Below are 25,541 nucleotides of genomic sequence, written 5' to 3' on the forward strand. Positions count from 1 at the left end.
CGAAGAGGCTTTTTATATGGTAGCTTGATTACGCAGGATTAATCACCTGTGTAACCTTTTAATTTCAAACGGTATGCATGAAGTAGCGGTTCAGTATAACCAGAAGGTTGTTCAGCACCTTTAAAGACTAAGTCATATGCAGCTTTGTAAGCACAGCCATCAAAACCTGGTGCCATTGGTGTATAAGCTGGATCATTTGCGTTTTGCTCATCAACCACTTTAGCCATACGTTGCATCACTTCTTCCACTTGCTCTTTGGTTACAATACCGTGACGCAACCAGTTTGCAACGTGTTGAGAAGAAATACGTAATGTCGCACGGTCTTCCATCAAGCCAACATCGTTGATGTCTGGAACTTTAGAACAACCTACACCCAGATCAACCCAACGAACTACATAACCCAAAATACCTTGAAGGTTATTTTCAAGCTCTTTAGTTTTCTCTTCAGCAGTCCAGTTAGTATCTGTCGCTAAAGGTGGAGTTAACAAGTCATCTAATGATAACGGCTGAGTATTCAACAATTCTTTTTGACGCTCAGACACGTTGCATTGATGGTAATGGATCGCGTGAATCACCGCGCCAGATGGAGACGGAACCCATGCACAGCTTGCGCCAGCTTCTGGATGCTCAATCTTGGTTTTGTACATGTCTGCAAGCATATCTGGTTTTGGCCACATACCTTTACCGATTTGTGCCTTACCACGTAAACCTGCTTGAAGACCGATCATCACGTTACGGTTTTCATAAGCCGGGAACCAGATTTGTGACTTCACTTCGCCTTTACGAACGAATGGACCTGCTTCCATAAACGTATGGATTTCATCGCCTGTACGGTCCATGAAACCTGTGTTAATGAAGATGGTACGGTCTTTGGCCTGAGCGATAGAGTTTTTCAGGTTCACAGATGTACGACGTTCTTCATCCATGATGCCGATTTTTAAAGTTTTCGCAGGTAAACCAAGTGCCTGTTCAGCACGTTCAAATAACTCAACTGCAAATGCAACTTCTTCTGGACCATGCATTTTTGGCTTCACGATATACATAGAACCTTTACGCGAGTTCTTGATCGTGTTTTCGCCTTTAATGTCAGCAAAAGTCAGCAATGGAGTGATTAACGCATCCATGATACCTTCGTAGATTTCTTGACCATCTACCAAGATTGCCGGGTTAGTCATCAAGTGACCTACGTTACGAAGCAGCATCAATGAACGGCCGTGAAGCGTCGTTTCACCACCAATCAGGTTTTTATGAGTACGGTCCTGATTCAATGTACGAGTCACGGTTTTACCGTTTTTCTCGATTGATTCAGAAAGTGTACCGCGCATCAAGCCCAACCAGTTACGGTAGCCTTCAACTTTCTCTTCAGCGTCTACAGCTGCAATAGAGTCTTCCAAGTCTTGAATAGTGGTTACAGCAGCTTCAAGTACAAGATCTTTTACGCCAGCAGCGTCAGTTTGACCAATCGGGCTGGTTGCATCAATTTCAACAATAACGTGTAAGCCATTGTTTAGAAGTACGATTTCAGTTGGTGCAGCTTCATCACCATTGAAACCTACAAACTGAGCTTCTTTTGCTAAAGTCGTTGTTGAACCATCTTTTAGCGTCACAACTAATTTTTTGCCTTCAACCGCATATTTGGTTACATCTGTATGCGAACCATTTGCCAGAGGGAAGGTTTCATTTAAGAATTTTTTAGCAAATTCGATAACTTTTGCGCCACGAACCGGGTTATAGCCCTTACCTTTTTCCGCGCCACCTTCTTCAGAGATCACGTCAAAACCGTAAAGCGCATCGTATAGAGAACCCCAACGTGCGTTTGCCGCATTCAAGCAGTAACGTGCATTACGCACAGGTACTACCAATTGCGCACCAGCCAATAATGCGATTTCTTCATCTACATTTTCTGTGCTGATTTGGAAATCTTCTACTTCTGGTAATAAGTAGCCAATTTCAGTAAGGAAAGCTTTGTAAGCTTCGAGTTCAAATTTGTTGTTGCGGTGCCATTCATCAATTTTAGCTTGAAGGTCATCACGCTTAGCCAATAGTGCTTTGTTCTTTGGACTAAGATCGACAACGACTTGTTCAAAGTTTTTCCAGTATGTTTCACTGTCCAAACCAGAACCTGGTAATGCTTCATTTTCGATGAAATCGTAAAGTTCTTTAGCAATCGCTAACTTGCCTTTTTGAATACGTGCAGTCATTGTCTTTCCTGATATTGCTACTTTTTATAACAAGAGATTCTAGTATACCGATTTATACCTAGCTGAATAGTATTATCACATTCCTAAATAATGATCATTTTCTAATAAATGAATGTACACATCACTCAATAAAATAAAGATCACAAATGCAACATTATTATCTGCCTGAATACCTTTTTATAGTCTATAAAGTTTTTAAAATGTCGAAATTAGACTTAAGTGCAGAATTTTGTTTTAAAACTACCCAAAAACGCTATTTCTATCACTGTCGAGCAAAGATTAAGCCACGAATAGAACAAAATGTCGATAAAACACTCAAACAATTTATGTAAAAAAGCGCCTGTTTAGGCGCTTGATCTTTAGCTGGCTTCTGAGGCCGACCCCTGTATTTGTCTATGTTCAGAGTTCAGATAATCGTCAGACTGCATTTCCAGTAAACGTGAACGCGTGCGTTCAATTTCAAAGGCCAGTTTTTCGCCTTGATAAATATCAATAATACTGTCTTCAGAAGTCAGCAATAGTTTGACCCCACGATCGTAAAACTCATCGACCAGATAGATAAAACGGCGTGTACCTTCCGACAGATAATCGGTCAAATGCGGCACATTACTGACCAGTACAGTATTGTAGATATTGGCGATTTCAATAAAGTCAGCCGGACTGCGCGGTTTTAAACACAGCTCTGAATATTCACACCATAACACATCTTCAGTATGACCAATGGTTTCAACAATACGGTTATTGATGATAATCGGTTCTTGGGATTGAGTTTGAGTCTGGGTTAAAGCAGTAAAGCGCTGCGCAATCCAGAGTTTATGCTCATGTGTTAATGGATGTTTAAACAATTGTGCCTGTTTCAGCACACGTAAACGATAATCCACACCAGCATCCACATTGAGAACTACACAATGTTTTTTCACCATTTCAATAGTGGGGATAAAACGGTCACGATGGATTCCATTTTTATATAAACCATCGGGTGCAATATTTGAAGTCGCCACCAAGGTAATGCCACGGGTAAAGAGTTTCTGGAATAACTCGCTCAGAATCATGGCATCTGTGACATTGGAAACAAAAAATTCATCAAAACAGATGACCACTGCCTGCTGGTAAATCTGGTCTGCAACCTGATCCAACGGATTTCGCTGCCCTGATAATTTATTCAGCTCACGATGTACATGTTGCATGAAATGATGAAAATGCATGCGCGTTTTACGGCGAAACGGAATCGACTCAAAAAACTGGTCCATTAACCAGGTTTTACCTCGTCCTACACCACCCCACATATATACACCTCGTGGTGAGGTTTGACGACGAAAACGGCGAAACGCTTTTTTTGAAGCTTTGAAACGCTGAATCAACTCTTGCCAAACGCGATCCAACTCATGTACAGCTTGCGCCTGTGCCTCATCCGGCATGAACTGACCAGACGCGATGGCCTGTGCATAGCGCTCCGCAGGTGATAAGGGAATAAAGGCTGTACTGTGCTTAGAATTTAAATCTGACATAGGATTGAATACTATTTTAGGCTATTGAAAGTATAGCGAAGGTTGATGTGAAATATATAACACTTTGGCATTAATATACTTAGGCTATTTACAAAACTACTTAAAGTACTGGCGTGGACTTTGTCCAAACCAGCGTTTAAAGGCATGATTGAAAGCTGCAGGCTCTGAATAACCCAGCAATTCTGCAATCATTTCAATGGAATATTCTTTATATTCCATCAATCTTAATGCCTTGTCTTTAATCAATTGTTCACGTATCTGTTTATAACTGCTTTGCAACTGTTGCAGTTGATGCCGCAACGTACGTTCTGGAATTTGCAGCGCTTGTGCCGTCTCTGCCATGCTAGGCATTACACCTGCTTGCAGCTCCAGATAATCTTGCACACGCTGCACCAGGGAGGGTACAGATTTATTCATCTTTAAACGCTCCAACTCAACAATACATTTGCTCTCATAAAGATTAAAGGTCATTTTATCTGCTGAAGGGATTTGTACATTTAACACGGCATCATCAAACCAGAATGCCGCCGACTCAGCAGCAAACTGCAATTCAGTACCATAGTAATCTTGATAGACATCTAGATCCTGCTGATTTTCAGGCAGCACAAACGGCAGTTCAATCTGCATTCGGGGAATACTTAAGCCCATCATGTTATACAGATCTTGAATAAATTTATAAGTTCCCGATATTTCACATTGTGCTCGTAACAGTCCGAGGTCACTGTTTAAATCTTCAGGTACATAGCACAAAGCCACCTTTTGAGCTTTATATTTTAAACTTAACACACCTGTTAAATGAGTTAATGCCTGATAGCGAATCCCCTGCTCTAAAGCAGTACGGATATTTTCACTGGTAACCAGTAACATCAGTAAAGGACCATAACCCGCAAGTGCATAATGCTGCCCAATAAACAGACCTTTTTCTGGTGCCACATCCTGCCCAATAACTTTAAGCACATCCCATTCCAGACCTGGATGAATAATTGAGCTAGGATCCAATGCATCCGCACGCAGTCCAATACTTTGAAGTTTTGGATCAACAGCAATCCCAGCTTTACGCATGCCTTGAATTAAATACATCAAGCCGAGAATGGAACGTTTCATAGCAGGATCACATCAAAATAACCTCTTAATTTTTACTATAATTTTTCATGCTTGCAAATTGCCGAAACTATCAATTTTTCTGTCATGGCTATCATGTCGGTTATCTCACCCTTGCTATAAGATACAAAAATAATAGAAGTAATAAGGCCAATAAAAAATGCACAATCAAACACTGCCGCAATCTATGCCAACACAAACAAAAATCGCTATCATTGGTGCAGGCTTTGGCGGTTTGGCGATGGCTATACGTCTACTACAAAGCAATATGCATGATTTTGTGATCCTGGAAAAAGCCAGTGATGTAGGGGGAACCTGGCGCGAAAACCAATATCCCGGTGCAGCCTGCGATGTCCAGTCCCATATGTATTCCCTTTCTTTTGCCCCCAAAAGCGACTGGTCAAAACGCTATGCTGAAGCACCCGAAATCTTTAAATATATACAAGATTTAGTCACTGGCTTTAACCTGGAAAAATATTGCCAATTTAATTGTGAAGTTCTGGCTGCCCAATACAATGAACAAAGTTGTGACTGGAAACTCATCCTCAATAATGAGCAAACTTTAATTGCTCAATTTGTGGTTTTTGCATCCGGCCCTTTACATGTACCCCATATCCCTCATATCAAGGGCATTGAAAAGTTTCAGAGTAAAGTTTTTCATTCCTCACAATGGGATCACCAATATGACTTGACAGACAAAAATGTTGCTTCAATTGGGACAGGTGGGAGTGCAATTCAATACATTCCAGAAATTGCAGCTAAAGTTAAGCAACTCTATGTGTTCCAGCGTACTGCGGCTTGGGTCATTCCTAGAGATGAACGCCGCTATTGGAATGTTGAAAAGAAATTATTTAAAAAACTAGACTGGTTTAGAAAACTGCACCGGGCACGCTTATATTGGTCCAATGAATCTCGTGTGGTTCCGATTGTTCAACCTGCAGTGATGAAATACACCCAAAAACTGGCAGAAGCTTTTATCAAGTTTCAGGTCAAAGACAAAAATCTGGTGCAAAAACTAACACCTGATTACATCATGGGATGCAAACGTATTTTGGTATCCAATAAGTACTATCCCACTTTTAACCGAAGCAATGTTGAACTGGTGACCGAGGCTATTCAGGAATTTACTGAAAACAGCATCATTACCAAAGATGGCAAAGAACGTAAGATTGATTGCTTAATTTATGGAACCGGTTTTATTACCAATCCACGCATCTATCTAAAATCATTTCAATGTAGTGGTGAACACGGACAAGATTTGCGCGATACCGGGCAGGAGGGTGCAGAAAGCTTCTATGGGATGTGTACCAAAGGCTTTCCCAATTTATTTCAGTTGCTGGGGCCTAATACGGTTTTGGCACACAACTCCGTGATTTTTATGATTGAATCTCAGGTGAACTATATTCTACAAATGATTGAACTGGTCAAAAACACGCAGAGTCATGCCATTGTGGTTAAAGATCAGGTACAAGACCGATTCAACCAGCGTGTACAAAAATGGCTGGATGGTACAGTCTGGCAGTCTGGCTGTGTGAGCTGGTACCAGCAGAATGGTGGTAAGAACTTTGCCTTATGGCCTACCTATACCTGGAAATACTGGCTACAGACAAAAAAGCTTAATCCCGCTGACTTCCGTCTGCTAAATAAAACAGCCGGAAGTCGTGCAGCCTAAATATTTAATGGTCATAATAAACAGGTATTTATTAGCTGCTTAATTCTTTATGCAATCCTTTTGGTTGATTTTCCAGTTACTGCTTTGTTTAGTGCTCGGATTTGTTTTGGCAAGACGCTTACCTCACTGGCTTGAGCATCTTGCTTTTAAGATTCTGCCCTATTTTACCTATATTCTGCTGATTGCTATTGCCATTGAGTTTACGCAAACATTGCATACGATTGTTCAGCCTTGGCAAATCCTGAATCAGGCCGCTGTTTTAGCCATACTCACCAGCCTCGGCGCATTCCTCTGCTGTTATGTGTTATTCAGGCTTTTGGGTTATCAACCGAGTCACGGCAAAGTGTCTATGAGCCTTGTGAGCAAATCCCTCATCAATATCAGTTATGCTTTTATTGCCTTACTATTAGGTTATGTACTTTCTGAATCTACAGCCTACATGGGCTACACATTGCATATAAGTACCTGGAACCTATTGCTGGCGTTCATGTTCATGATTGGCTTGGATCTTGCCTATTCACCCTTAGACCGATCCTGGCTGAACTGGAAAATTTTACTGGTGCCATTGGGCTGTATAGTCGGTTCACTACTGGGTGCTTTCGTTACAGCTACACTGATTCAAGACATCAGTTTAAAAGATCTCATCATGCTGTCCCAAGGTTATGGCTTTTATTCCATGACCGGTATTGTGGTCACAGAACTCAAAAATGCCCATCTTGGCAGTATTGCACTGATGAATGACTTGTTTAGAGAAATTCTGGCAATTGTGTTTATGTATATTATCGGTTGGCGTTATCCACGCTCTGCAATTTCCTCAGCAGGAGCAACAGCAATGGATGTCACTTTGCCGATGGTAAAACAGGCCTGTGGCAATGATTTTATTCCACACGCCATGGTCAGCGGCTTTATTCTTTCTATACTAGCACCCATATTGGTGAGTGTGCTGGCAGCAGTTTAATTTTTATATTTATCCCTCACCTACCTCCTCTCCCAGAAGGAGAACTTGTCCATTTTTACAATAATGGGACGTTCTCTCTCCCTTTGGGAGATGAGGAGCACTGCTCCGCAAGGGAGAGGGTGTAAAGTTACAAGGTCGCCAAAATATCTTTTAGCATTTGACGTGGATTGTCCGACTTGGTAATTGGTCGTCCAATCACCAAATGTGTAGAACCATCCAGCATGGCTTGCTTAGGTGTGACAATACGTTTTTGGTCATCTGCCGCAGCACCCGCCGGACGAATGCCCGGAGTGACTAAAGCAAAGCCCTGTCCTAAAGTTTCACGCAGCATTTTGGCTTCCTGAGCAGAACAGACTACCCCATCCAGACCACTTTCCTGAGTGAGTTTTGCAAGACGTTGCACTTGTTCAAATGGTTCAACATCTAAACCAATATCTTTTAAATCTTCACGCCCCATTGAAGTCAGCACAGTCACTGCAATCAGCTGCGTATTATAGTTACCCGCTTTTAAGCGCTCTACACAGGTTTCCATCATCTTACGGCCACCTGATGCATGCACATTCACCATCCAAACACCTAGGTCTGCTGCTGCACATACGGCTTGAGCCGTAGTATTGGGAATATCATGAAACTTCAAGTCCAGGAAAACTTCAAAACCCTTGTCATGTAATGCCTTTACCACATTTGGGCCTTCATGAGTAAATAGCTCTTTACCAACTTTCACCCGACATAATGCAGGGTCTAACTGCTCTGCAATCGTTAATGCGTCATATTGGCTTTTAGCATCCAGTGCAACAATGATACTCAAGAGACTTACCTTCGCTCAGACAAAAAAGAAAGCTTATTATAAAAGGTATTCCAAGGTTTAACAAAGTGATAAAAAATTAGTTCATTGACGTTATTGCTTTAAATTTTCCTTATAAGGTTAGCTTGTAAAAATAAAAAACACCCTGAAGCATTTACTTTAGGGTGTCCCAAAATTTATTCAATGTTTCGGTTTCAAGCTGGCTGGCTAAAACCCAAACATTATCACTAACACACAGCACTACAAGGGATTAGACGAACGATCATTCGAATGAATGTCTAAAACTGTTTTTTCATGTCTGCTATGAGCTGCTGCCTCAGCTGCTGCCAGTTGTGCCGCCTGTATTTGTTCTTTTCGAAGATGTTCGATGTCTTTACGTAGTCGCTTAATTTCCCAATTATTTTGAAATACCCGGAAAATTTGTACCCCTAACAACAAACCCAATGCCACACCTAATGCCAAGGTTAATAACAGCAATAAACCTAAACGCATTGCCGGTACCTGTGTAAACAATAGGTCAACTGAAAGTTCAGTACCATTTTGCAGCACAAGAGCCAATGAATAGCCAAAAAGTACAATGAGCAATGCGACTAAAATGTAACGCATAAACACCCCATAAATTTTTTATTACTGTACCGATTCGTTTACTGCATCACGCAATGCTTTGCCAGGTTTAAAATGCGGAACTGCTTTCGCAGCTACTTCAACAGATCGACCTGTTTTAGGATTACGCCCCACACGTGGATCACGGTGATGCAAAGCAAAACTGCCAAAACCCCGGATTTCAATACGATTATCAGATGATAATGCGGCTATCATTTGATCAATCATAATCTTAACAGCTTCTTCAACCAAAGGTTCTGCCAAGTGTGGATTTTTTAGGGAAATTCGCTCTATTAAGTCAGACTTATTCAGTGCTTCAGTAGTCATCTGCGACCTCTTTAATTATCAAGCTACTTTGTAGATGAAACGATAATAACCTGTTTAAATACAAAACGGTAGCGTAATAAGTTAATACTACGCTACCGTTTACAGTATTTGTGTAAAAAGTATTAGTTAATTTACATTAACAATACATTTTAACATCTACTTAGTTACCCATTTGAGCTTTGATCAAATCACCAATAGTCTTAGGACCATTGTCTTGACCAGCTGCAGCTGTTTTCAAGTTAGCAACCGCTTCTTTCTCTTCAGCTTCGTCTTTCGCTTTGATAGACAAGTTGATAGAGCGAGATTTACGGTCTACATTGATAATCTTAGCTTCAACTTCTTGACCAACTTCAAGGAACTTAGTTGCATCTTCAACGCGGTCGCGGTTGATTTCAGATGCTTTAAGAGTCGCTTCAACTTCGTCAGCTAACTTAACAGTAGCGCCACGAGCGTCAACTGCAGTTACAGTACCTTTAACAAGCGCACCACGTTCGTTAGCAGCCAAGAAATCGTTGAACGGATCGCTGTTCATTTGTTTAATACCAAGGCTGATACGGTTGCCTTCAGCATCTACAGACAGGATAACCGCTTCAACAGTGTCACCTTTCTTGTAACGACGAATCGCTTCTTCGCCTTGTTCGTTCCAAGAGATGTCAGACAAGTGAACTAGACCATCGATACCGCCTGGTAAACCGATGAAGATACCGAAATCAGTGATTGATTTGATCGTACCTGAAACTTTTTCGCCTTTGTCGTGGTCTTTAGCAAACTCTTCCCATGGGTTAGCACGAGTTTGTTTGATACCCAAAGAAATACGACGACGTTCTTCGTCCACTTCAAGAACCATAACATCAACTTCGTCACCGATCTGAACAACTTTAGATGGGTGGATGTTTTTGTTAGTGTGGTCCATTTCTGAAACGTGTACTAAACCTTCAACGCCTTCAGCGATTTCAGCGAAACAACCGTAGTCAGTCAGGTTAGTTACGCGAGCTTTAACGATAGAACCTTTAGGGTAACGGTTCATGATCGCTAACCATGGATCTTCGCCTAATTGTTTAAGGCCTAAAGATACGCGGTTACGTTCGCGGTCGAATTTAAGTACTTTAACAGTAACTTCTTGTCCAACTTCAACAACTTCTGAAGGGTGCTTGATACGTTTCCAAGCCATGTCAGTGATGTGAAGAAGACCATCGATACCGCCAAGGTCAACGAACGCGCCGTAATCAGTAAGGTTCTTGATAGTACCAGTAACTGTTTGACCTTCTTCAAGCTGAGCAAGAAGAGCTTCACGGTCAGCTGAAGATTCAGCTTCCATAACAGCACGACGAGATACAACAACGTTGTTACGTTTAGCATCAAGTTTGATTACTTTGAATTCTAACTCTTTGCCTTCAAGGTGAGTCGTATCACGGATAGGACGAGTGTCTACCAAAGAACCTGGCAAAAACGCACGAACTGGACCGATGTCAACAGTGAAACCGCCTTTAACTTTACCAGAGATAACACCAGTAACGATTTCGCCGTCTTCAAAGATTTTTTCAAGTTTAGTCCAAGTTTCAGCACGTTTCGCTTTTTCACGTGATAAAACTGTTTGACCCATACCGTTGTCAAGAGCTTCAACAACAACATCAACAGTATCGCCAACTTGAACTTCAAGTTCACGTTGGTCGTTTAAGAATTCAGCGCGGTCAACAATACCTTCTGATTTAAGGCCAGTGTCAACTGTTACCCAGTCAGAGTCGATATTTACTACAACGCCTTGGATGACTGCACCCTTTTCAACATTGAGGTTTAATTCGCTTTCTTCAAAGAGGGCTGCAAAAGATTCGGTCATGATATACCTGATAAGTCAGCGGTCTTGGATCAGACAAGGCCGGTTTAATTAAGCTTCCACATAGTCCGTAATAAACTGATCTAGCTATGCTTTTGCTGAAAATTCGTTAATTGGCTAACTGCTTGTCGACAAAATGGGTCATCAATTTGAATACTTCATCGATATTCAATTCTGAACTATCAATAATATATGCATCTGCTGCCGGTTTGAGTGGGGCGACCGTGCGCTCCATATCTCTTTTGTCTCGAGCTTGTATATTAGCTAAAATGTCGTTCATTTTAACATCTAGCCCCATCCCCTGCAACTGCTTTACTCGTCGCTCCGCTCGGGATTCAGCCGATGCCGTCAGATAAATTTTTGCTTGAGCTTGCGGAAAAATGGAAGTTGCCATATCCCTGCCATCGGCAACCAGTCCCGGAGCTTGTGCAAATGCATGTTGACGTTCCACTAGCGCTGCTCTAAGCTCAGGAACTACCGCAACTTTTGAAGCAAACTCGCCCACCCGTTCGGTACGGATAGTTTGGGTCACATCTTCACCATCGAGCTCAACTCGAGTACCCGATTCAGTCGTCACAAATTTTATGTCTAAATTTGTTGCAATTTTAACGCACTGCTCCAGTTTGGAATCTAGGCTATCCAGTAAATCCTGTTGATGTAATGACAGCCCGAGCAGACGATATAGAGCACCCGAATCAAGCAGATGAAATTGATAATGTGCTGCCAGTTTAGCCGCAAGTGTGCCTTTCCCGGAACCACTCGGCCCATCTATGGTAATAATTTGAACTGTCATTAATTTTCCACTTTACCCTATACAGTTTTAGCTAATTTCGAAAAACCTAGTTTAATCGCAGATTTAAGCTGTGCAAGGATTAATTTACTGATAAAAGGTGCACGTGCCTGCAATTCAATGGTATAGGTGACCAAGGTTTTGTCATCATCTTTAGCCTCAAACTCGATAATGCCCAAATGGTGTTTCACCAAAGGGTTTTTCACAATCTGGTATTCGATACGCTGATTCGGTTCCAGCAAGGTAATCTGCTCCCGTAAAGGCTTGACGGGACCAAAACCCATACGGCGTACCGAGCCCACACCATCCGGACGCTCAGGATCTGTAGAATCTTTAATCCGTTCAACCTGAATCGGTGCAAAAGCCACATTGTAGGTGGCATGCTTTGATAGCAAATCAAAAACCTGATCGATGGGTGCGTTAAATTCTTTTTTTACTTGAATAGAATTCATGACTTATCCTAATTTTTATTGACAATACTCATTGTCATTATAGTTTATATGATTTTAATTAATGATTTTGATTATTTAGAGATTTTTCTTGTAACTTCTGCAATTTTTTTTGCTCACGGCGCATCTTGAAAAAATTGCTGAGCTGCTGGGAACACTGTTCTTGCATACACCCTGCCTCATACTCGAAAACATGATTGTAGTAACCGGTTTCAAATAATCGACGCACGCTAATTAAGGAACCTGCTTTCGGTTCAGTTGCACCAAACACGACCTTGGAGACCCGTGCATGAATCAAAGCCCCAACACACATGGTACACGGCTCTAAAGTCACATAAAGTACCGCGTCTTCAGGTAATCGGTAGTTATTCAGATTTGTACAGGCTTGGCGTAAAGCCTGAACCTCAGCATGAGCCGTGGGATCATTTAAAGAAATGGGTGCATTATGTCCTGCGCCAATAATCTGATTTTGACTGACGATAACTGCACCCACAGGAATCTCCTGTTTTGAAGCGGCAATAGCAGCCTGCTCATACGCAAACTGCATCCAGTATTCATCAGTCAATTGTGTAGCATCAGTCATCTGCTTAACTGATGATACCGTAATGCTTCAACAGATCATTCCAGCTTTGAATATTGGTCACAGGCGGACAGTCAGACAAGATGGTTTTTAAAGAGAAATCATTGCCTTTTATCCATTCCGGAGACAGGTCTTTATCAACCAGACGCGCCCGTACACCTTCGACGAAATCAGGGTGACGAATCTTCCAGTTGGAGATTTGCGTTTCAAGCTCAAAAACTTCATTCCAGGAATGAACACGCTTGCCCCACTGCCATAATAACCAGGTTAATGCTGCTGTAGTAGGCGAACCTTTTTGCAGATTTTCACTCGCTTGACGAAGCCAATCACTGCGTGCATCACTCAGCCCAATAATAGATTCATAGTCATGTTCAAAGTTCACCCCACGGCAAACGCTATGAATGACATCCAGTGAATTTTGTAAAGGTCCTGGACCCACCGGACGGTGCATACTGTTTAAAGTATCATCAATGGCACGAAAATCCCCTGCAGGATAATGTCCCCAATCAATATTCAGCACTTTGTCCAGCACATTATCACGCTGTGCATCACAAATATGGGTTGCCCAGCCAATCCCATATGCACCGGCAGAGGTCATAATGGAACCGGTTAAACCAGTAAACAGACCAATTGCGCCTCGATCGGCCAAGAAACGTGTCGCACCGACATCCGGATACAGGCCGATATTAATTTCAGGCATTGCCAAACGCGAATAAGGCGTCACCAGACGGAATGGTGCAGCCATAAACAGGCCCAGACCACCACCCATCACATAACCTTCACCCCAAACCAGTACTGGCTTGGCATAGTTATGTAGCAATAAATCTAGCGCATATTCTTGTTCAAAGAATTTGTTTGCGGTTGCAACTTCATCATTAATGACCAACTGACGAAGTTTACGGACATCACCACCGGCACAGAAAGCCTTCGGGGTGGTCGAATCCAGCCAGATCGCTTTTACCGCATCATCATGGTGAAAATCTTGGAACACTTCTAAGAGTGCAGTAACGATAGATTCATCCAGGGCATGTAGAGATTTCGGCCGGTTCAGGCGAACAATGCGCCAGCCGTTGATTGCTTCCTCTACAATCAGATCAGGATGATAACTTTTTAGTTCAGGAGATTGTGTCATGCGTCCAGCTGCCAATTGATCGGCTCAATGCCATTTTGTTTCAGATAATTATTTGCTTTTGAAAATACTTTACAACCAAAAAAACCACCACGATTTGCTGACAAAGGAGAAGGATGTGCAGCTTTCAATACCAGATGTTTATTTTGATCGATACGTTGTCCTTTACGTTGTGCATAGGCTCCCCAAAGGATAAATACGATATGTTCACACTGCTCATTTAAAGCATCAATCACATGATCAGTAAAATCCTCCCATCCACGTTTTTGGTGTGATGTCGGCTGTCCTGCTTCAACAGTCAATACCGCATTGAGCAATAACACACCTTGTTCAGCCCAACGGGTTAAATCACCATGCTTGGGAACAGGAATACCCAGATCAGTATTTAATTCATGGAAAATATTACGTAAAGATGGCGGTAATGCAACCCCTCTTTGTACTGAAAAACTTAATCCATGTGCCTGATTGGGCCCATGATAAGGATCCTGACCCAGAATAACGACTTTAACACGGTTGAAAGGTGTTGTATTTAAGGCATTAAAAATGAGTGAATTAGGGGGATATATAATTTTATCGGCATGTTTTTCAGTCAGCAAGAACTGTTTTAGATCATCCATTTTGGCACTGAGCAAAAAATCGCTCAATGCATTTTTCCAACTTGCATCCAACTGGATTTTATCGAGTTTAGCTTGCTGTTGTTCCGTTAAAGACATACTTGCTTCCTAATTTTTTTGACCAGCCCAAACTTTTTTCATTCTCTTCAAATTTGTACTTGAAGATCGACCGCTGGATTCTGGAATTTAATGCCTTGTTGTAATTTTTCATACATTCTAGGATCTACCCATTCCGCTTGGACCTGTTCAGAAAATACAATCTGGTCAAGACTGAGTACACCCATTTGTTCATTTTCAATATCTTCGATAAAGCTTTGCGCATAACCGGTATCGGTTTCATGCACAATCACCGAATAAACCTCTACGTCGCCTTCCCCATTTTGGGTAATGGTCGATGCAAGCACCTGTTGTGCCAGATAGAAGAAAATGCGTGAGAACTGTTCTGCAGAAGGTGAAACAGGTAAAGATACCCAGCGGGCACTAAATTTTTTGCAAGCGGCAATATATTCAGCATCATCATATTGCCAGAAGCAAATTGCATGATCAAAACTGTCAAAAATATCTTTGATCACGCCTTTTAATAATCCGAAATCATAGACCATTTGACCATGATCAAGCTTGGATGCTTTAAGCAACAATTCAACTTTATAGCTATGACCATGAATCGAACGCTTACAGCGATCCGATGTGCAGTTTCGCACAATATGAGCATTTTCAAACTTAAATAACTTACGAATTAACATGTGCCGTGATGCAATCAAAAATCTGTGAATTAAATTTGATTATAAAGCAAAAGTGAAAGTTATAAAGCAAAAGTGAAATTCTGAACATTAATTTTACTGTTCAATAGCATTGGAGAAACACATGCAGTTGAATGGATGTGTTTCTCATTTTTCATCATATCTCGGGATCTAATTAGAATGGAGCCATACTGCGAGATGTGATATACACCGACTTATCTTTTCGTACCAGATCACTACTGAACTGGCGTTTACGTCCGCCGAGCTGCACTTCAATTTTGGCTTTAAAATACGCAGATTTTACATCTAGCAAATTGCTTGTCTCACTTCTCACATCGGCACCGACCTGACTAAACGGCTCAATACCCCATAACTCATTCACACTGGAAAAATGTTCTAAATTAGCCTCGCGCTGTTGCAATACCTGTTGTACTGCATTGATATCCAGCTTGGGATCAAGACTGGCCAACAGCATCGCCGGAGCTGTATTAATGTTTATCTTGCTATCCATGGTTGGAACAGCACTGACATAATCGGCAATTTGCTGATATTTTTTTCCCTCAAAGCCACGTACCAGTTTCAATTCTTCCACATTATGGAATTTACTGTTTGCCGGTAAATAACCTTGTGCCAATCCCTGATAATAACTGGCTTCTGCACCCATCGAGCCAATGGTTTCATTATCGGCATCTTGCCAGTCAATCACTGCCTCACTTAACTTTTCAGGTAATCCCACACGTAGCAGCAGTTTTTCAAACCATGCTTTTGCCTGAGGATTGGGCGTACCATCCATATTCACCAAGCTGTTTAAATTAAATTTGCCTGATTGATCCTCTAAAGTGCCCGCAATAAAACCGTCCTCTACAGGAAAAGCCGGCATCGGTTTAGCCCAGTTTTCCTGTAAATGATCAATAGCACCAGCATTTTCAGCATCATCGACCAAAAGCTCTGAAAAAAAGGCTTCAGCACTTTTGGCATATAGCAAGGATTGATTTTGGCGCATTAAATATGCCGTATTTTCAGCTGTATTGGCCTGTCTTTTGGCAATGGTCGCAGCTAGGATGGTGGCTAATGCCACCATGACCAAAATCGTAATTAAGGCAACACCCTGTTGCGGCTTTATGTTCAATTGGACCAAACCTTATAATGTAGAGTTATTTGTATTGCTATTTGCATTGTTATTTGAAGTGCCAGTTTGCTGTTTTAAATAATCGGTATTTAATAAACTAAAAATCCACTCATAGGACACATCTTTGACGGTCAGTTTAATTTTAATGCCCTTCGGCAAGATCTGTTTTTGTGTAACATCGTTTAAATCTACCTGCCCCTCTGGCCATGCATTGAGTTCATTCGGATTCAACACCACAATTTCAAACTGGTCAACATCATTTAACAGTACACTGGATTCAGGCTGATCCCGCCCTGTACTGTTTAAATTACGGTATTTCAGTCGGTACAGTTTCTTTTCATCGGCACGATATTGATATTCCACACGCTCGTCCGGAGAAATACCTTGCTGTAAAGGATCAGTGACCCCAGTTTTACTAAAATTAAATCGACCATTTTGCAAAACCAAAGCTGGCTGAATATCGCCATTGATATTGGCATTCAGTGGCACAACCTGAACGGTGTCACGCAGAATCTGCTGGTAGGCTTCCTGCAGCTGACCCAAATTGATCTCATGTTCAGCATTACGGTCTTTGACTTTAATTAAATAATCAAAGACTTTCCAGCCCAACGCGGAAAGCACACTAAAGATGGCAATTGCCACCAAAAGTTCAACCAAAGTGAAACCTTTTTTATTTTTTGCAGTCTGCTTTTTCATGCTTTGGCCTTCGGGTTGAAGAAAACCAAATGCGTCACTCCTGATTCAACCTTGCCACTTTCCACATTAAACAAACTGACCTGTACTTCTATGCGTTGTACATTTGGACTAATGGTCGATTGTGCAGACTTGTCAATTTGCCAAGTTTCACCTTGCTGGGTGACCTGTTTGGATTGGGTTCCCTGCAACCATTCCTGATTGATTTCCATCACGGCGACTTCATTCAAGGCCACGAATTGTGCCTTGGTTCTTAAAATGGCATTCGATGTTGCCTGAGTGTATTGCATCGCCACTTTGGTAAAAGCAATTGCAGCAGTGGCAAAAATAGCCAAGGCCACCATGACTTCTAATAAGGTAAATCCTGAGCAGCGATGAGTGAAACGCTGTTTCGATGCTACACATAACCAAGAGCTATGCCTGGAGTATCTAGCTTGCATTGATTTTACCCAGATGATCAATCTCGATTTCTTCGCCAATCGGACGCTGTTCAAAATAAAATTGAATTCGTACCGGCTTGGTCTCACCATTGCCCAGCCACAACAGCTGCGGTGCATTCGAATTCAATAAATCGTCATTATTGGCATTTTCATAAGCATGATCGAGTGAAGTGATGCTAAAAGAAACATGCTCGGGTAAAGCCCTTTGAGCAAATTCCGCATATGGTTGCCATTTTTTGTTTTCTTCAACAATTTGCGGGGCTACAGTTTGAATGGAAGGAATGATGTATTCAACCACCCCGTAACGGAATGGTGATACATCTGTCGCGCTGTGCACATCTAGGGCGAAAATGCGCGCCTGATCATTGGCTTCACGGTTAATCCTGCGTAAATCCATAATAAACACTTCCCGTGCCTGCATCGCTTTACGCTGGTCTACCCCGTTAATATTGGTCAAAATTAAAGAAGCCATGATTGCCATAATCACAATGACCACCATCAACTCGATTAAGGTAAAACCACGAACTGATAATGGTCGGATTGGCTTCATGACATACCTTTAAGCAAACTATTCCGCAGAACTGACCTGTTTTGGCATTGCCAGTGCCTGATCAATATAGGCTACGCGCAATGTGTCACGTGAACCCAAATAACGCTGGTAAAAACTGGAATTTAGAATAGCCGCAGCACCATGCGTTAGAGCCCAAATAGAGGCCAGATAATCGCGTGTCGACATGCTGCTTTGAAGACTTTCCAGATAGCTTTCAGTCATACGGATAATAATCCGTAAACGCTGTTTTCTCACCTGATACAGTTCACTAAATAGTAGATTGATCCCAATACCGGTCGTAGACAAACGTTCTTCAATTTGATGGAACAGTACCGTGCGCTCAGGATGATGCAAATGATGCAACATAAAGAATGCCAGATGCTCGGGAAAAGCCTTCTCTGCATCCTTAATCATCTCGAGCAACATGTTCTCATTACGAATAATCAGAAGCATGTACAGTTCATCTTTACTCTGGAAATGCTTATATAGAGTTCCCTTCGCCAAATCGAGTTCTGCTGCCAACGCATCCAATGTCATCCCTGATTCGCCATTTTCTAACAGCAACTGCTCTGCAACCTGAAAAATTAACGCTTCTCTTGCTCGAAACTGAGCCTGACGATCCATCTTCACTCTGTAATTCTCTTCTGCGCTTATATCAATTTAATTTATTTACTTTAAATTAAGGAGGTTTTCAAAGTTCTGCATTGTAATGAAAGCAATTTCCTCAACAGACTTATCATATACATCACTTAAGGCTTTGGCTACATAAGGCACGTATTTTGGTTCATTAGATTTTCCTCTATATGGCATCGGTGCCAGATAAGGACTATCGGTTTCAATCAGCACCCGATCTAGTGGAACCTGCTTGGCCACATCACGTAAATCCTGCGCATTTTTAAAAGAGACAATGCCGGAAAATGATACATAATAACCACAATCCAGCACAGCTTTTGCGGTTCCCCAGTCTTCAGTAAAACAGTGCAAAATACCATGCGTGGATTTTTCAGCCCGAATGATATCGACTGTATCGTGTTTCGCTGCACGGGTATGCACCACCACCGGTTTTTTTACTGCCTGCGAGGCATGAATATGGCGGGCAAAACATTCTTTTTGTTCAGCAATAAAATCGGTGCTATGAAAATAATCCAGGCCGGTTTCACCAATCGCCCAGACCTTTTCAGGCTGTGCCAGTTCAATCAGATAATCTGTAGTTGCACGCGCCATAGTTTCGGGATCTTCACAGGGATGAACACCGACACTGTAACCTACATCAGCATGGCGTGAGGCAATTTTAGCCAGCTCGATATGGTCATCCAGATCAACAGAGATCGTCATGAATTTGGATACCCCTGCTTCACGCGCCTGAGCTAATGCCAAGTCCAGATTGCCATCATAAGGCGTTAGATCCAGCATGGTTAAATGGCAGTGAGTATCTACAAACACAGTGATTTCCTAAATCTTTTAAATATCTACATAGTGTAACTAGTTCGACCTTCAGACTTAAGGCCTGTAAGCAACTTTTCAGCTTCTGATTTGTAATAAATGCCTTTTTCTCCGGTCAATTGCATACCAAAACCTTGTAATTTGATGCCATTTTGTTTCTGAGAGACCCAGATGACCTTGCCTGTTAAAGGAATTTTCTGTGATTGTTCGGGTAAGGTTGCCAGCACAAACACTTCTTCACCAAGCTTAACCGGCTGTTTGGTCGGAATAAACAATCCTCCACCGATAACATAAGGCATATAGCTGGCATACAGAGTTTCTATATCCGGGATATTGGCATGAATAATACCGCCCATACGTGGTTGCATTTTTATTCCCCTTAAAAATATTTAAATGTTCATTAGTTTTATACACAATTGATCAAGCACTAAATTGCTTTGTACATTTTGCTCAATATATTGTTTAGCTTGCTGCAAATCAGAATAAACCGCAAATAAAAATTCCAAGGTATATTGTTCGGATAACGCACTCAAATCAAGATCGGAATTTTTAACTTGCTGACTGAGCTTGACACAAATTAAATCTGACAACAAGTATTCAAACATTTGCGCAAAGTCACTAAAATTTAAGACTTTATTCCATTTGGTCGCGATAGCCATCGGCATATTTTTTTGCGTGACCAGTTTTTGCCAGTCCGTTAAAAATTCTTGTCGCTTATTTAACCATTCCGTTTCAGCCAACTGCATGGCCTGTAATGGCATCTGATTAGATAAATTCATCAACAGTTGTTTTTGCATTTGATCTAAATTGGGTAAATGCTCGGTTAAATACGCATCTGCTTGCGAAAAAGAAATACGGTCCAGCGCAAAATGCTGCAAACGGCTGCGAATCGTGGCTGGAAGTTTTAAGTAATGATCGGCCAGTAAAATAATGACTACCCGATCACCCGGCTCTTCCAAGGTTTTGAGTAATGCATTGGCAGAGGCGATATTTAAAGCTTCTGCCGGTTCAATCACAATCACACGCCAGCCATCTACGGTTTGCTGCACAAAGGGCAATAAATCACGGATTTTCTCAATCTTGATTTTGGCATTCTGCTTTTTATTGTCTTCATCTGTGCTGATATGAACATAGTTGGGATGGGTATCAGACTTTAACCACAAACAACTGCCACATTCACCACAAGGGGCATTATTTTCATGACGATTAGCACATAGCACCCAAGCCAAAAAATATTGTGCAAAAGCTTCCTTGCCACAGCCTTTTTTACCATAAAAAAGTAGGCCATGCCCCAGTTTGGGAAAGCGTCCGGTCAAGGTCTCCCAAACCGTTTGCTGCCATGGGTAGACTTGTGCCACAACATTATTTTGCATGGAGGAGTTCACCTTATTCGAAGCAAGAAACATCCATCTGATTTAAACGGTCCAAATCTGCCTGTGTATCGACACCTGGTGGCAAGTTGGCTTCTGCAACGGCAATGGCAATACGGTGACCATTTTCCAGTACACGTAATTGTTCCAGACTTTCCAGTTTTTCCAGAGCACCCATATCCCAGGACACATATTCTTGTAGCAAATTCACACGGTAGGCGTACAAGCCTAAATGACGATATGCCTGCTGATGTAATTGCTGAATTTCTTGTTTTGCACCATCACGGTCATAAGGAATCGTGGCACGGCTAAAATACAAAGCCTGGTTATATTTGGACATCACCACTTTTACAATACTGTCGCGCTGAAACTCTTCCAGACTATGAATCGGCTCACAGAGTGTCGACATGGAAGATTCTGGCTGCGATTCCAGTAATTGCGCCACCTGCTGCACCAATTGAGCCGGAAGCAAAGGCTCATCACCTTGTACATTGACAATAATATCTTCGCTGTCCCAGCCTTTAATGCGGGCAACTTCACTTAAACGGTCGGTGCCAGAAGGATGATCTGCACTTGTAATGACAACATCCACGCCTTCTGCACGGCACACTTCTGCAATACGCTCATCGTCGGTTGCCACACATAAATCATCAAAACCAGCCACTTTTTTTGCCTGATCCACCACACGTAGAATCATGGGACGACCATGAATTTCCAATAGTGGCTTGCCCGGCAAACGGGAACTTGCAAAACGTGCTGGAATAACAATATGTTTCATAAACAATGAACCTTAAGAAATTTGAATACCGAGTTTCTGTAACTGTTGATGCAAAACATCATAGCACTGTGGCGAAAGCACTGCTTCAACAGGAACCACCCAGATTTCCCGTTTAAAATTTGGATTTTGCTTTAATAATGGCAGCAGTTTTACTGCATCTTTTTCCGTGGTAATAATGGGATTGTTATCTTCAAACTGCAGATCCGTAATTTCATAATCATAGTGATCAGGAAATTCATGGCACTGAAACTGATGAATCCCCATGGAATCTAAAGTGTTGTAAAAACGCTGTGGAAAACCGATACCAACCACGGCATAAAAATTATCCGTCGGATTAAAAGATCTTTCATCTACCGCATCATTAAGCAAATAAGGCGCAGCAATTTCTAAATGCATATTCAGCGCAGAATTTGGCTGACTGGCATGCTCAATAACGGTTGCTGTGGTTAAGCGGCTTGGCGGTTCGCGTAAATATCCTTCAGGCAATAACTTCTGATTACCCAGACCACGATTCTGATCCAGCACAATCCACTCAATTTGTCGTGCTAAAGCCCAGTGTTGCAAACCGTCATCACTGATAATTACATCCAGCTCATGTTTTGACAACAAATATTCAATACTATGCTGCCGGTTTGATCCCACTACCATGGGCACACCGGTAGACTGAACAATCAGACAGGGTTCATCCCCTACCACTTCAGGAACTGACTCCAAATCCACATAAGCAGGAAAAGGTCCTTTTCCACCGTAACCGCGACTGATGACACCGACACGAACATTTTGACTTTGAAGATAATTGACCAGCTGAATCAGCAATGGTGTTTTACCACTGCCACCAACCGTAATATTGCCAATTACCATCACCGGAACTGGCGATTGATAGCTGGTTTTAACGCCACATTGGTACAGTTTTTTATTCAGTAAAAAACCACCACGATAAATCCATGACAAAGGTCTAAGCACAATCAACCACTTGGCCTGTTTGTTCCAGGCATCCTGAATCAATTGTGCAAATGACATAGATCAATTTTCCTCGAAATTACGCTGATGCAGCTGATAGTAAGCCCCATGTTGGGCTATCAATTCTGCGTGCGTACCCTGCTCGACAATTCTACCCTTATCCATCACCACAATACGATCCGCATTTTCAATGGTAGATAAACGATGGGCAATCACAATCGTTGTCCGGTCTTGCATGGCTGCATCAAATGCTTTCTGGATAAAATACTCTGATTCATTATCCAGTGCACTGGTGGCTTCATCCAGAATCAGGATCGGTGCATTTTTCAAAATGGCACGTGCAATGGCAATACGCTGGCGCTGTCCACCTGAAAGATTCAGGCCTTGTGCGCCGAGTTGCGTATCATAACCTTGTGGCAAAGCCATAATAAAATCATGTGCATAGGCAGCTTTTGCAGCTGCAATAATTTCTGCATCAGTAGCATTTTCCAGCTGCCCGTAGGCAATATTTTCACGTACAGTACGGTTAAACAACACCACCTGCTGGTTTACCATGGCAATTTGTGTACGTAAAGTATTAATTTCCAGCTCTTGGATGGCATACTGGTCTAAATAAATATTACCTGAACTCAACTCCTGAAAACGTACCAGCAAATTGACCAGAGAAGTCTTACCCGCTCCTGAACGCCCCACCAAGGCAATGGTTTCACCCGCCTTGACGTCAAGGTTAAAATCATGAATCGCATGATGACCATCTGGATAAATTAAATTAGCCTGCTGAAATTGGATATTACCTTTAAGCATTGGCGTAGCCGTACCGGTATTTTGCTCTTCCGACAAATCCAGCAACTCAAAAACGGAATGTGCTGCGGCCATGCCACGTTGTAATTTTTCATTGACATCGGTTAAAGCTTTAATTGGCTTGCTCAACATCCCTGCTGCAGTAATATAAGCAACGAATTCACCCGCGCTGGTATCACGTAAAATTTCTGGTCGTAACGCAATCCAGATAATAATTGCCATGGCGATCGACATAATCAACTGTACAATCGGACTATTCAGTTGCTGTACCACCACCATTTTTAAACCGCGTCTTAAATTTTCCAGCGAATTGTCACGGAAACGCGTTTGTTCGTAGTCCTGTCCGCCAAAACCTTTAACAATTAAATTCCCATTCACCGTTTCCTGTACCACATGGTTAACATCACCCATAGTATCCTGAACTTGCAGGGATAATTTACGCATGCGTTTTGAGGCTTGACGAACCAGCAACCCCATTAGTGGAGCAAAAATCAGAATAATAAAAGTAAGTCGCCAATTGCTATATAATAGATACCCTAACAATCCGAGGGTAATCAGACCTTGTTGTACAATGGTTTTTAGAGATTCAGATGAAGCAGCCGTTAATTGCTCCACGTTATACATGATTTTAGCGGTGATATGCCCACTGGTATTATCCAGATAATATTGCGATGGAAGCTTAAGCAGTTTGGCGAAAACTTCCTGACGAATATTAAATACCAAATTCCGAGAGATGACTGCGGTATAATAGCCCCCAACAAAGGAACCTAAACCGCGAAAGAACATCAATAAAATAACCAGAAAAGGAAATATAGAAGTAAAGCCTTGATCTCGATTCTGGATAGCGGTAATAATTTTTTCCAGTAATTTTGCAATAGATACTTCCGTTGCCGCACTAATTGCAAAACCGATAAAAACCAGTATCGCTACACCCCAAAAAGGCTTCAGATAGCCCAAAAGACGTAGATAGACTTTAAAATCCTGCTTCACTCATAACCCCTAGACGGAACTTTGGTACTAATATTGACGTTAACAAAACCTAACTGTCCTGCTACATCCATCACACGAATCACATCCTGATGCGTTGCCTTGGCATCCGCAGCAATAACAAACATTAAATCACGTCGATCATTGGAAATCTGTTTAATTGCAGTACTTAAATCTACAACATCTTTGCTGGCAATTGATTGTCCATTAATGGAATAGTGACCAGAAGCATCCACTACTACTTCAATTTTATGATCATACTGTTTAGGGGGCACGCCTTGCGCATCAGGCAAGGTTAAATTCATGCGGCTAAACTGGTTGAACGTGGTAGATAACAGTAAAAAAACCAGAATAAACAGCAAGCAGTCAATCATGGGGGTTAAATTAATATGAATATCTTCAACTTGTGTGCGTTTGAATTTCATTTTTCACCACCTTAACCTGCTTTTCTAATATCTTGTTCTTGATCTGTAGAATTTTGATAGAAAAGTGCTGCATGAAATAAAGTCGATTGCTGCTCAAGCTCTGCAATATATTCTTGTACCAAACGCTGAAAATAGCGATAGGCAAACAGTGCAGGAATGGCGATAAACATCCCTGCTGCCGTTGTTATCAACGCTTTGGAAATACCAGGAATCATTAAAGTAGGATTGCTATTGGTGCCTAAATCAATCACCAAGAAGGATTCGATAATACCCAGTACGGTACCCAACAAACCCAATAATGGTGCTACCGCACTTAAGGTTCCCAAGAAGTTGATGTTTTTTTCCAGATAACCAATTTCTTGGGAAGCAGTGGTTTCCATTTGTACACGGGCAAATTGTTCATTTTGATTTTTACTTTGGTAACCCGCCATAAAAATGCGCCCCAAAGTACTGCTTCGTAAGGCTTGATCCTGCTTTAACTGCTGCATGACCATATCAATATTTTGCACCTGATTTAACAGCAATACCTTAGGCAAGATCATTGATTTTTTTAAGCGAATAAAGCGCTCAATCGTGATTGCTACAGTAAAAATTGAACATAAAACAAGGGGAAGCATGAGCCACCCACCCGCTTTGACTAATTCCCACATCTGT

At 41.8% G+C, this 25,541-nt stretch carries 28 protein-coding genes; 2 read left to right on the top strand and 26 right to left on the bottom strand.

Going from position 1 to position 25,541, the window contains the following annotated elements:
- Positions 1-38: 38 nt before the first annotated feature.
- From ABJ384_RS08315 to ABJ384_RS08325, 3 genes are all read right to left on the bottom strand, one after another.
- Positions 39-2,201, bottom strand: coding sequence for a malate synthase G (locus ABJ384_RS08315; protein ID WP_349926698.1), 2,163 nt, complete (start codon positions 2,199-2,201; stop codon positions 39-41).
- A gap of 359 nt (positions 2,202-2,560) precedes the next feature.
- Complete coding sequence (zapE, locus tag ABJ384_RS08320) at positions 2,561-3,709, bottom strand: cell division protein ZapE (RefSeq protein ID WP_086195462.1); 1,149 nt, start codon at positions 3,707-3,709, stop codon at positions 2,561-2,563.
- Positions 3,710-3,805: 96 nt separating this feature from the next.
- A complete protein-coding gene (locus ABJ384_RS08325) occupies positions 3,806-4,813 on the bottom strand; it encodes a helix-turn-helix domain-containing protein (RefSeq protein ID WP_349926700.1) in 1,008 nt (335 codons plus the stop codon).
- A gap of 157 nt (positions 4,814-4,970) precedes the next feature.
- Here ABJ384_RS08325 and ABJ384_RS08330 point away from each other — a divergent pair, with 157 nt between their 5' ends.
- Positions 4,971-6,482 carry an NAD(P)/FAD-dependent oxidoreductase gene (locus ABJ384_RS08330; protein ID WP_349926702.1) on the top strand — a complete coding sequence of 504 codons (1,512 nt, stop codon included), beginning with the start codon at positions 4,971-4,973 and terminating at the stop codon, positions 6,480-6,482.
- A 49-nt stretch (positions 6,483-6,531) separates the two neighbouring features.
- Positions 6,532-7,440, top strand: coding sequence for a lysine exporter LysO family protein (locus ABJ384_RS08335; RefSeq protein WP_349926703.1), 909 nt, complete (start codon positions 6,532-6,534; stop codon positions 7,438-7,440).
- Between the two features lie 127 nt (positions 7,441-7,567).
- On the opposite strand, the gene pyrF is transcribed toward ABJ384_RS08335, so the two are convergent.
- The 23 genes from pyrF to ABJ384_RS08450 all read right to left on the bottom strand — a co-directional run bounded on the left by pyrF (position 7,568) and on the right by ABJ384_RS08450 (position 25,537).
- Positions 7,568-8,248, bottom strand: a complete 681-nt coding sequence (gene pyrF / locus ABJ384_RS08340) for an orotidine-5'-phosphate decarboxylase (protein WP_086195465.1) — start codon at positions 8,246-8,248, stop codon at positions 7,568-7,570.
- Between the two features lie 237 nt (positions 8,249-8,485).
- The gene (locus ABJ384_RS08345; RefSeq protein ID WP_086195466.1) at positions 8,486-8,851 is read right to left on the bottom strand and encodes a lipopolysaccharide assembly protein LapA domain-containing protein; all 366 of its coding nucleotides are present in this window, start codon (positions 8,849-8,851) and stop codon (positions 8,486-8,488) included.
- A 21-nt stretch (positions 8,852-8,872) separates the two neighbouring features.
- A complete protein-coding gene (locus tag ABJ384_RS08350; RefSeq protein ID WP_086195467.1) occupies positions 8,873-9,175 on the bottom strand; it encodes an integration host factor subunit beta in 303 nt (100 codons plus the stop codon).
- A gap of 160 nt (positions 9,176-9,335) precedes the next feature.
- Complete coding sequence (rpsA, locus tag ABJ384_RS08355; protein ID WP_086195468.1) at positions 9,336-11,012, bottom strand: 30S ribosomal protein S1; 1,677 nt, start codon at positions 11,010-11,012, stop codon at positions 9,336-9,338.
- Positions 11,013-11,118: 106 nt separating this feature from the next.
- Positions 11,119-11,802: a (d)CMP kinase gene (cmk, locus tag ABJ384_RS08360; protein WP_349926706.1), complete on the bottom strand. Its 684-nt coding sequence runs from the start codon at positions 11,800-11,802 to the stop codon at positions 11,119-11,121.
- 17 nt (positions 11,803-11,819) lie between these two features.
- A complete protein-coding gene (locus tag ABJ384_RS08365) occupies positions 11,820-12,251 on the bottom strand; it encodes an SRPBCC family protein (protein ID WP_166168897.1) in 432 nt (143 codons plus the stop codon).
- A 58-nt stretch (positions 12,252-12,309) separates the two neighbouring features.
- Positions 12,310-12,831, bottom strand: a complete 522-nt coding sequence (tadA, locus tag ABJ384_RS08370) for a tRNA adenosine(34) deaminase TadA (RefSeq protein ID WP_180080322.1) — start codon at positions 12,829-12,831, stop codon at positions 12,310-12,312.
- 4 nt (positions 12,832-12,835) lie between these two features.
- Positions 12,836-13,960, bottom strand: coding sequence for an enoyl-CoA hydratase/isomerase family protein (locus ABJ384_RS08375; RefSeq protein ID WP_349926709.1), 1,125 nt, complete (start codon positions 13,958-13,960; stop codon positions 12,836-12,838).
- Positions 13,957-14,670, bottom strand: coding sequence for a uracil-DNA glycosylase (ung, locus tag ABJ384_RS08380; RefSeq protein ID WP_086195473.1), 714 nt, complete (start codon positions 14,668-14,670; stop codon positions 13,957-13,959). The genes ABJ384_RS08375 and ung overlap by 4 nt, the downstream gene beginning before the upstream one ends.
- A 47-nt stretch (positions 14,671-14,717) precedes the next feature.
- Complete coding sequence (locus ABJ384_RS08385) at positions 14,718-15,314, bottom strand: 6-carboxytetrahydropterin synthase (protein ID WP_349926711.1); 597 nt, start codon at positions 15,312-15,314, stop codon at positions 14,718-14,720.
- A 172-nt stretch (positions 15,315-15,486) separates the two neighbouring features.
- Positions 15,487-16,434, bottom strand: coding sequence for a type II secretion system minor pseudopilin GspK (gene gspK / locus ABJ384_RS08390; protein WP_349929723.1), 948 nt, complete (start codon positions 16,432-16,434; stop codon positions 15,487-15,489).
- 18 nt (positions 16,435-16,452) lie between these two features.
- Positions 16,453-17,136 (bottom strand): type II secretion system minor pseudopilin GspJ, encoded by a 684-nt coding sequence (gene gspJ, locus ABJ384_RS08395; protein WP_349926713.1) that lies wholly within the window; start codon positions 17,134-17,136, stop codon positions 16,453-16,455.
- Complete coding sequence (gene gspI, locus ABJ384_RS08400; protein ID WP_349926715.1) at positions 17,133-17,573, bottom strand: type II secretion system minor pseudopilin GspI; 441 nt, start codon at positions 17,571-17,573, stop codon at positions 17,133-17,135. Before gspI ends, gspJ begins: the two co-directional genes overlap by 4 nt.
- Positions 17,563-18,123: a type II secretion system protein gene (locus ABJ384_RS08405; protein ID WP_349926717.1), complete on the bottom strand. Its 561-nt coding sequence runs from the start codon at positions 18,121-18,123 to the stop codon at positions 17,563-17,565. Before ABJ384_RS08405 ends, gspI begins: the two co-directional genes overlap by 11 nt.
- 18 nt (positions 18,124-18,141) lie before the next feature.
- Complete coding sequence (locus tag ABJ384_RS08410) at positions 18,142-18,747, bottom strand: TetR/AcrR family transcriptional regulator (RefSeq protein ID WP_349926719.1); 606 nt, start codon at positions 18,745-18,747, stop codon at positions 18,142-18,144.
- 45 nt (positions 18,748-18,792) lie between these two features.
- Entirely contained in the window at positions 18,793-19,566 is a 774-nt protein-coding gene (locus ABJ384_RS08415) for a TatD family hydrolase (protein WP_349926721.1), read from the bottom strand.
- 26 nt (positions 19,567-19,592) lie between these two features.
- Positions 19,593-19,934, bottom strand: coding sequence for a PilZ domain-containing protein (locus ABJ384_RS08420; RefSeq protein ID WP_349926722.1), 342 nt, complete (start codon positions 19,932-19,934; stop codon positions 19,593-19,595).
- A gap of 21 nt (positions 19,935-19,955) precedes the next feature.
- Complete coding sequence (locus ABJ384_RS08425) at positions 19,956-20,939, bottom strand: DNA polymerase III subunit delta' (protein WP_349926724.1); 984 nt, start codon at positions 20,937-20,939, stop codon at positions 19,956-19,958.
- Positions 20,940-20,952: 13 nt separating this feature from the next.
- Positions 20,953-21,714, bottom strand: a complete 762-nt coding sequence (gene kdsB / locus ABJ384_RS08430) for a 3-deoxy-manno-octulosonate cytidylyltransferase (RefSeq protein ID WP_166168881.1) — start codon at positions 21,712-21,714, stop codon at positions 20,953-20,955.
- Positions 21,715-21,726: 12 nt separating this feature from the next.
- A complete protein-coding gene (gene lpxK, locus ABJ384_RS08435) occupies positions 21,727-22,734 on the bottom strand; it encodes a tetraacyldisaccharide 4'-kinase (RefSeq protein ID WP_349926727.1) in 1,008 nt (335 codons plus the stop codon).
- A 3-nt stretch (positions 22,735-22,737) separates the two neighbouring features.
- The gene (gene msbA, locus ABJ384_RS08440; RefSeq protein ID WP_349926729.1) at positions 22,738-24,465 is read right to left on the bottom strand and encodes a lipid A export permease/ATP-binding protein MsbA; all 1,728 of its coding nucleotides are present in this window, start codon (positions 24,463-24,465) and stop codon (positions 22,738-22,740) included.
- Positions 24,462-24,887 (bottom strand): biopolymer transporter ExbD, encoded by a 426-nt coding sequence (locus ABJ384_RS08445; protein ID WP_166168875.1) that lies wholly within the window; start codon positions 24,885-24,887, stop codon positions 24,462-24,464. Before ABJ384_RS08445 ends, msbA begins: the two co-directional genes overlap by 4 nt.
- 11 nt (positions 24,888-24,898) lie before the next feature.
- A complete protein-coding gene (locus ABJ384_RS08450; RefSeq protein WP_349926731.1) occupies positions 24,899-25,537 on the bottom strand; it encodes a MotA/TolQ/ExbB proton channel family protein in 639 nt (212 codons plus the stop codon).
- Positions 25,538-25,541 lie beyond the last annotated feature (4 nt).

The organism is Acinetobacter sp. A1-4-2, from assembly GCF_040233925.1.
Classification (GTDB): Bacteria; Pseudomonadota; Gammaproteobacteria; order Pseudomonadales; family Moraxellaceae; genus Acinetobacter.

What these genes read in the sequence shown, in the direction of transcription:
- ABJ384_RS08315 (WP_349926698.1), bottom strand. Translation starts at nt 2,201, where the DNA reads ATGACTGCACGTATTCAAAAAGGCAAGTTAGCGATTGCTAAAGAACTT.
- zapE (WP_086195462.1), bottom strand. Translation starts at nt 3,709, where the DNA reads ATGTCAGATTTAAATTCTAAGCACAGTACAGCCTTTATTCCCTTATCA.
- ABJ384_RS08325 (WP_349926700.1), bottom strand. Translation starts at nt 4,813, where the DNA reads ATGAAACGTTCCATTCTCGGCTTGATGTATTTAATTCAAGGCATGCGT.
- ABJ384_RS08330 (WP_349926702.1), top strand. Translation starts at nt 4,971, where the DNA reads ATGCACAATCAAACACTGCCGCAATCTATGCCAACACAAACAAAAATC.
- ABJ384_RS08335 (WP_349926703.1), top strand. Translation starts at nt 6,532, where the DNA reads ATGCAATCCTTTTGGTTGATTTTCCAGTTACTGCTTTGTTTAGTGCTC.
- ABJ384_RS08345 (WP_086195466.1), bottom strand. Translation starts at nt 8,851, where the DNA reads ATGCGTTACATTTTAGTCGCATTGCTCATTGTACTTTTTGGCTATTCA.
- ABJ384_RS08350 (WP_086195467.1), bottom strand. Translation starts at nt 9,175, where the DNA reads ATGACTACTGAAGCACTGAATAAGTCTGACTTAATAGAGCGAATTTCC.
- rpsA (WP_086195468.1), bottom strand. Translation starts at nt 11,012, where the DNA reads ATGACCGAATCTTTTGCAGCCCTCTTTGAAGAAAGCGAATTAAACCTC.
- cmk (WP_349926706.1), bottom strand. Translation starts at nt 11,802, where the DNA reads ATGACAGTTCAAATTATTACCATAGATGGGCCGAGTGGTTCCGGGAAA.
- ABJ384_RS08365 (WP_166168897.1), bottom strand. Translation starts at nt 12,251, where the DNA reads ATGAATTCTATTCAAGTAAAAAAAGAATTTAACGCACCCATCGATCAG.
- tadA (WP_180080322.1), bottom strand. Translation starts at nt 12,831, where the DNA reads ATGACTGATGCTACACAATTGACTGATGAATACTGGATGCAGTTTGCG.
- ABJ384_RS08375 (WP_349926709.1), bottom strand. Translation starts at nt 13,960, where the DNA reads ATGACACAATCTCCTGAACTAAAAAGTTATCATCCTGATCTGATTGTA.
- ung (WP_086195473.1), bottom strand. Translation starts at nt 14,670, where the DNA reads ATGTCTTTAACGGAACAACAGCAAGCTAAACTCGATAAAATCCAGTTG.
- ABJ384_RS08385 (WP_349926711.1), bottom strand. Translation starts at nt 15,314, where the DNA reads ATGTTAATTCGTAAGTTATTTAAGTTTGAAAATGCTCATATTGTGCGA.
- gspJ (WP_349926713.1), bottom strand. Translation starts at nt 17,136, where the DNA reads ATGAAAAAGCAGACTGCAAAAAATAAAAAAGGTTTCACTTTGGTTGAA.
- gspI (WP_349926715.1), bottom strand. Translation starts at nt 17,573, where the DNA reads ATGCAAGCTAGATACTCCAGGCATAGCTCTTGGTTATGTGTAGCATCG.
- ABJ384_RS08405 (WP_349926717.1), bottom strand. Translation starts at nt 18,123, where the DNA reads ATGAAGCCAATCCGACCATTATCAGTTCGTGGTTTTACCTTAATCGAG.
- ABJ384_RS08410 (WP_349926719.1), bottom strand. Translation starts at nt 18,747, where the DNA reads ATGGATCGTCAGGCTCAGTTTCGAGCAAGAGAAGCGTTAATTTTTCAG.
- ABJ384_RS08420 (WP_349926722.1), bottom strand. Translation starts at nt 19,934, where the DNA reads ATGCAACCACGTATGGGCGGTATTATTCATGCCAATATCCCGGATATA.
- ABJ384_RS08425 (WP_349926724.1), bottom strand. Translation starts at nt 20,939, where the DNA reads ATGCAAAATAATGTTGTGGCACAAGTCTACCCATGGCAGCAAACGGTT.
- kdsB (WP_166168881.1), bottom strand. Translation starts at nt 21,714, where the DNA reads ATGAAACATATTGTTATTCCAGCACGTTTTGCAAGTTCCCGTTTGCCG.
- lpxK (WP_349926727.1), bottom strand. Translation starts at nt 22,734, where the DNA reads ATGTCATTTGCACAATTGATTCAGGATGCCTGGAACAAACAGGCCAAG.
- ABJ384_RS08445 (WP_166168875.1), bottom strand. Translation starts at nt 24,887, where the DNA reads ATGAAATTCAAACGCACACAAGTTGAAGATATTCATATTAATTTAACC.
- ABJ384_RS08450 (WP_349926731.1), bottom strand. Translation starts at nt 25,537, where the DNA reads ATGTGGGAATTAGTCAAAGCGGGTGGGTGGCTCATGCTTCCCCTTGTT.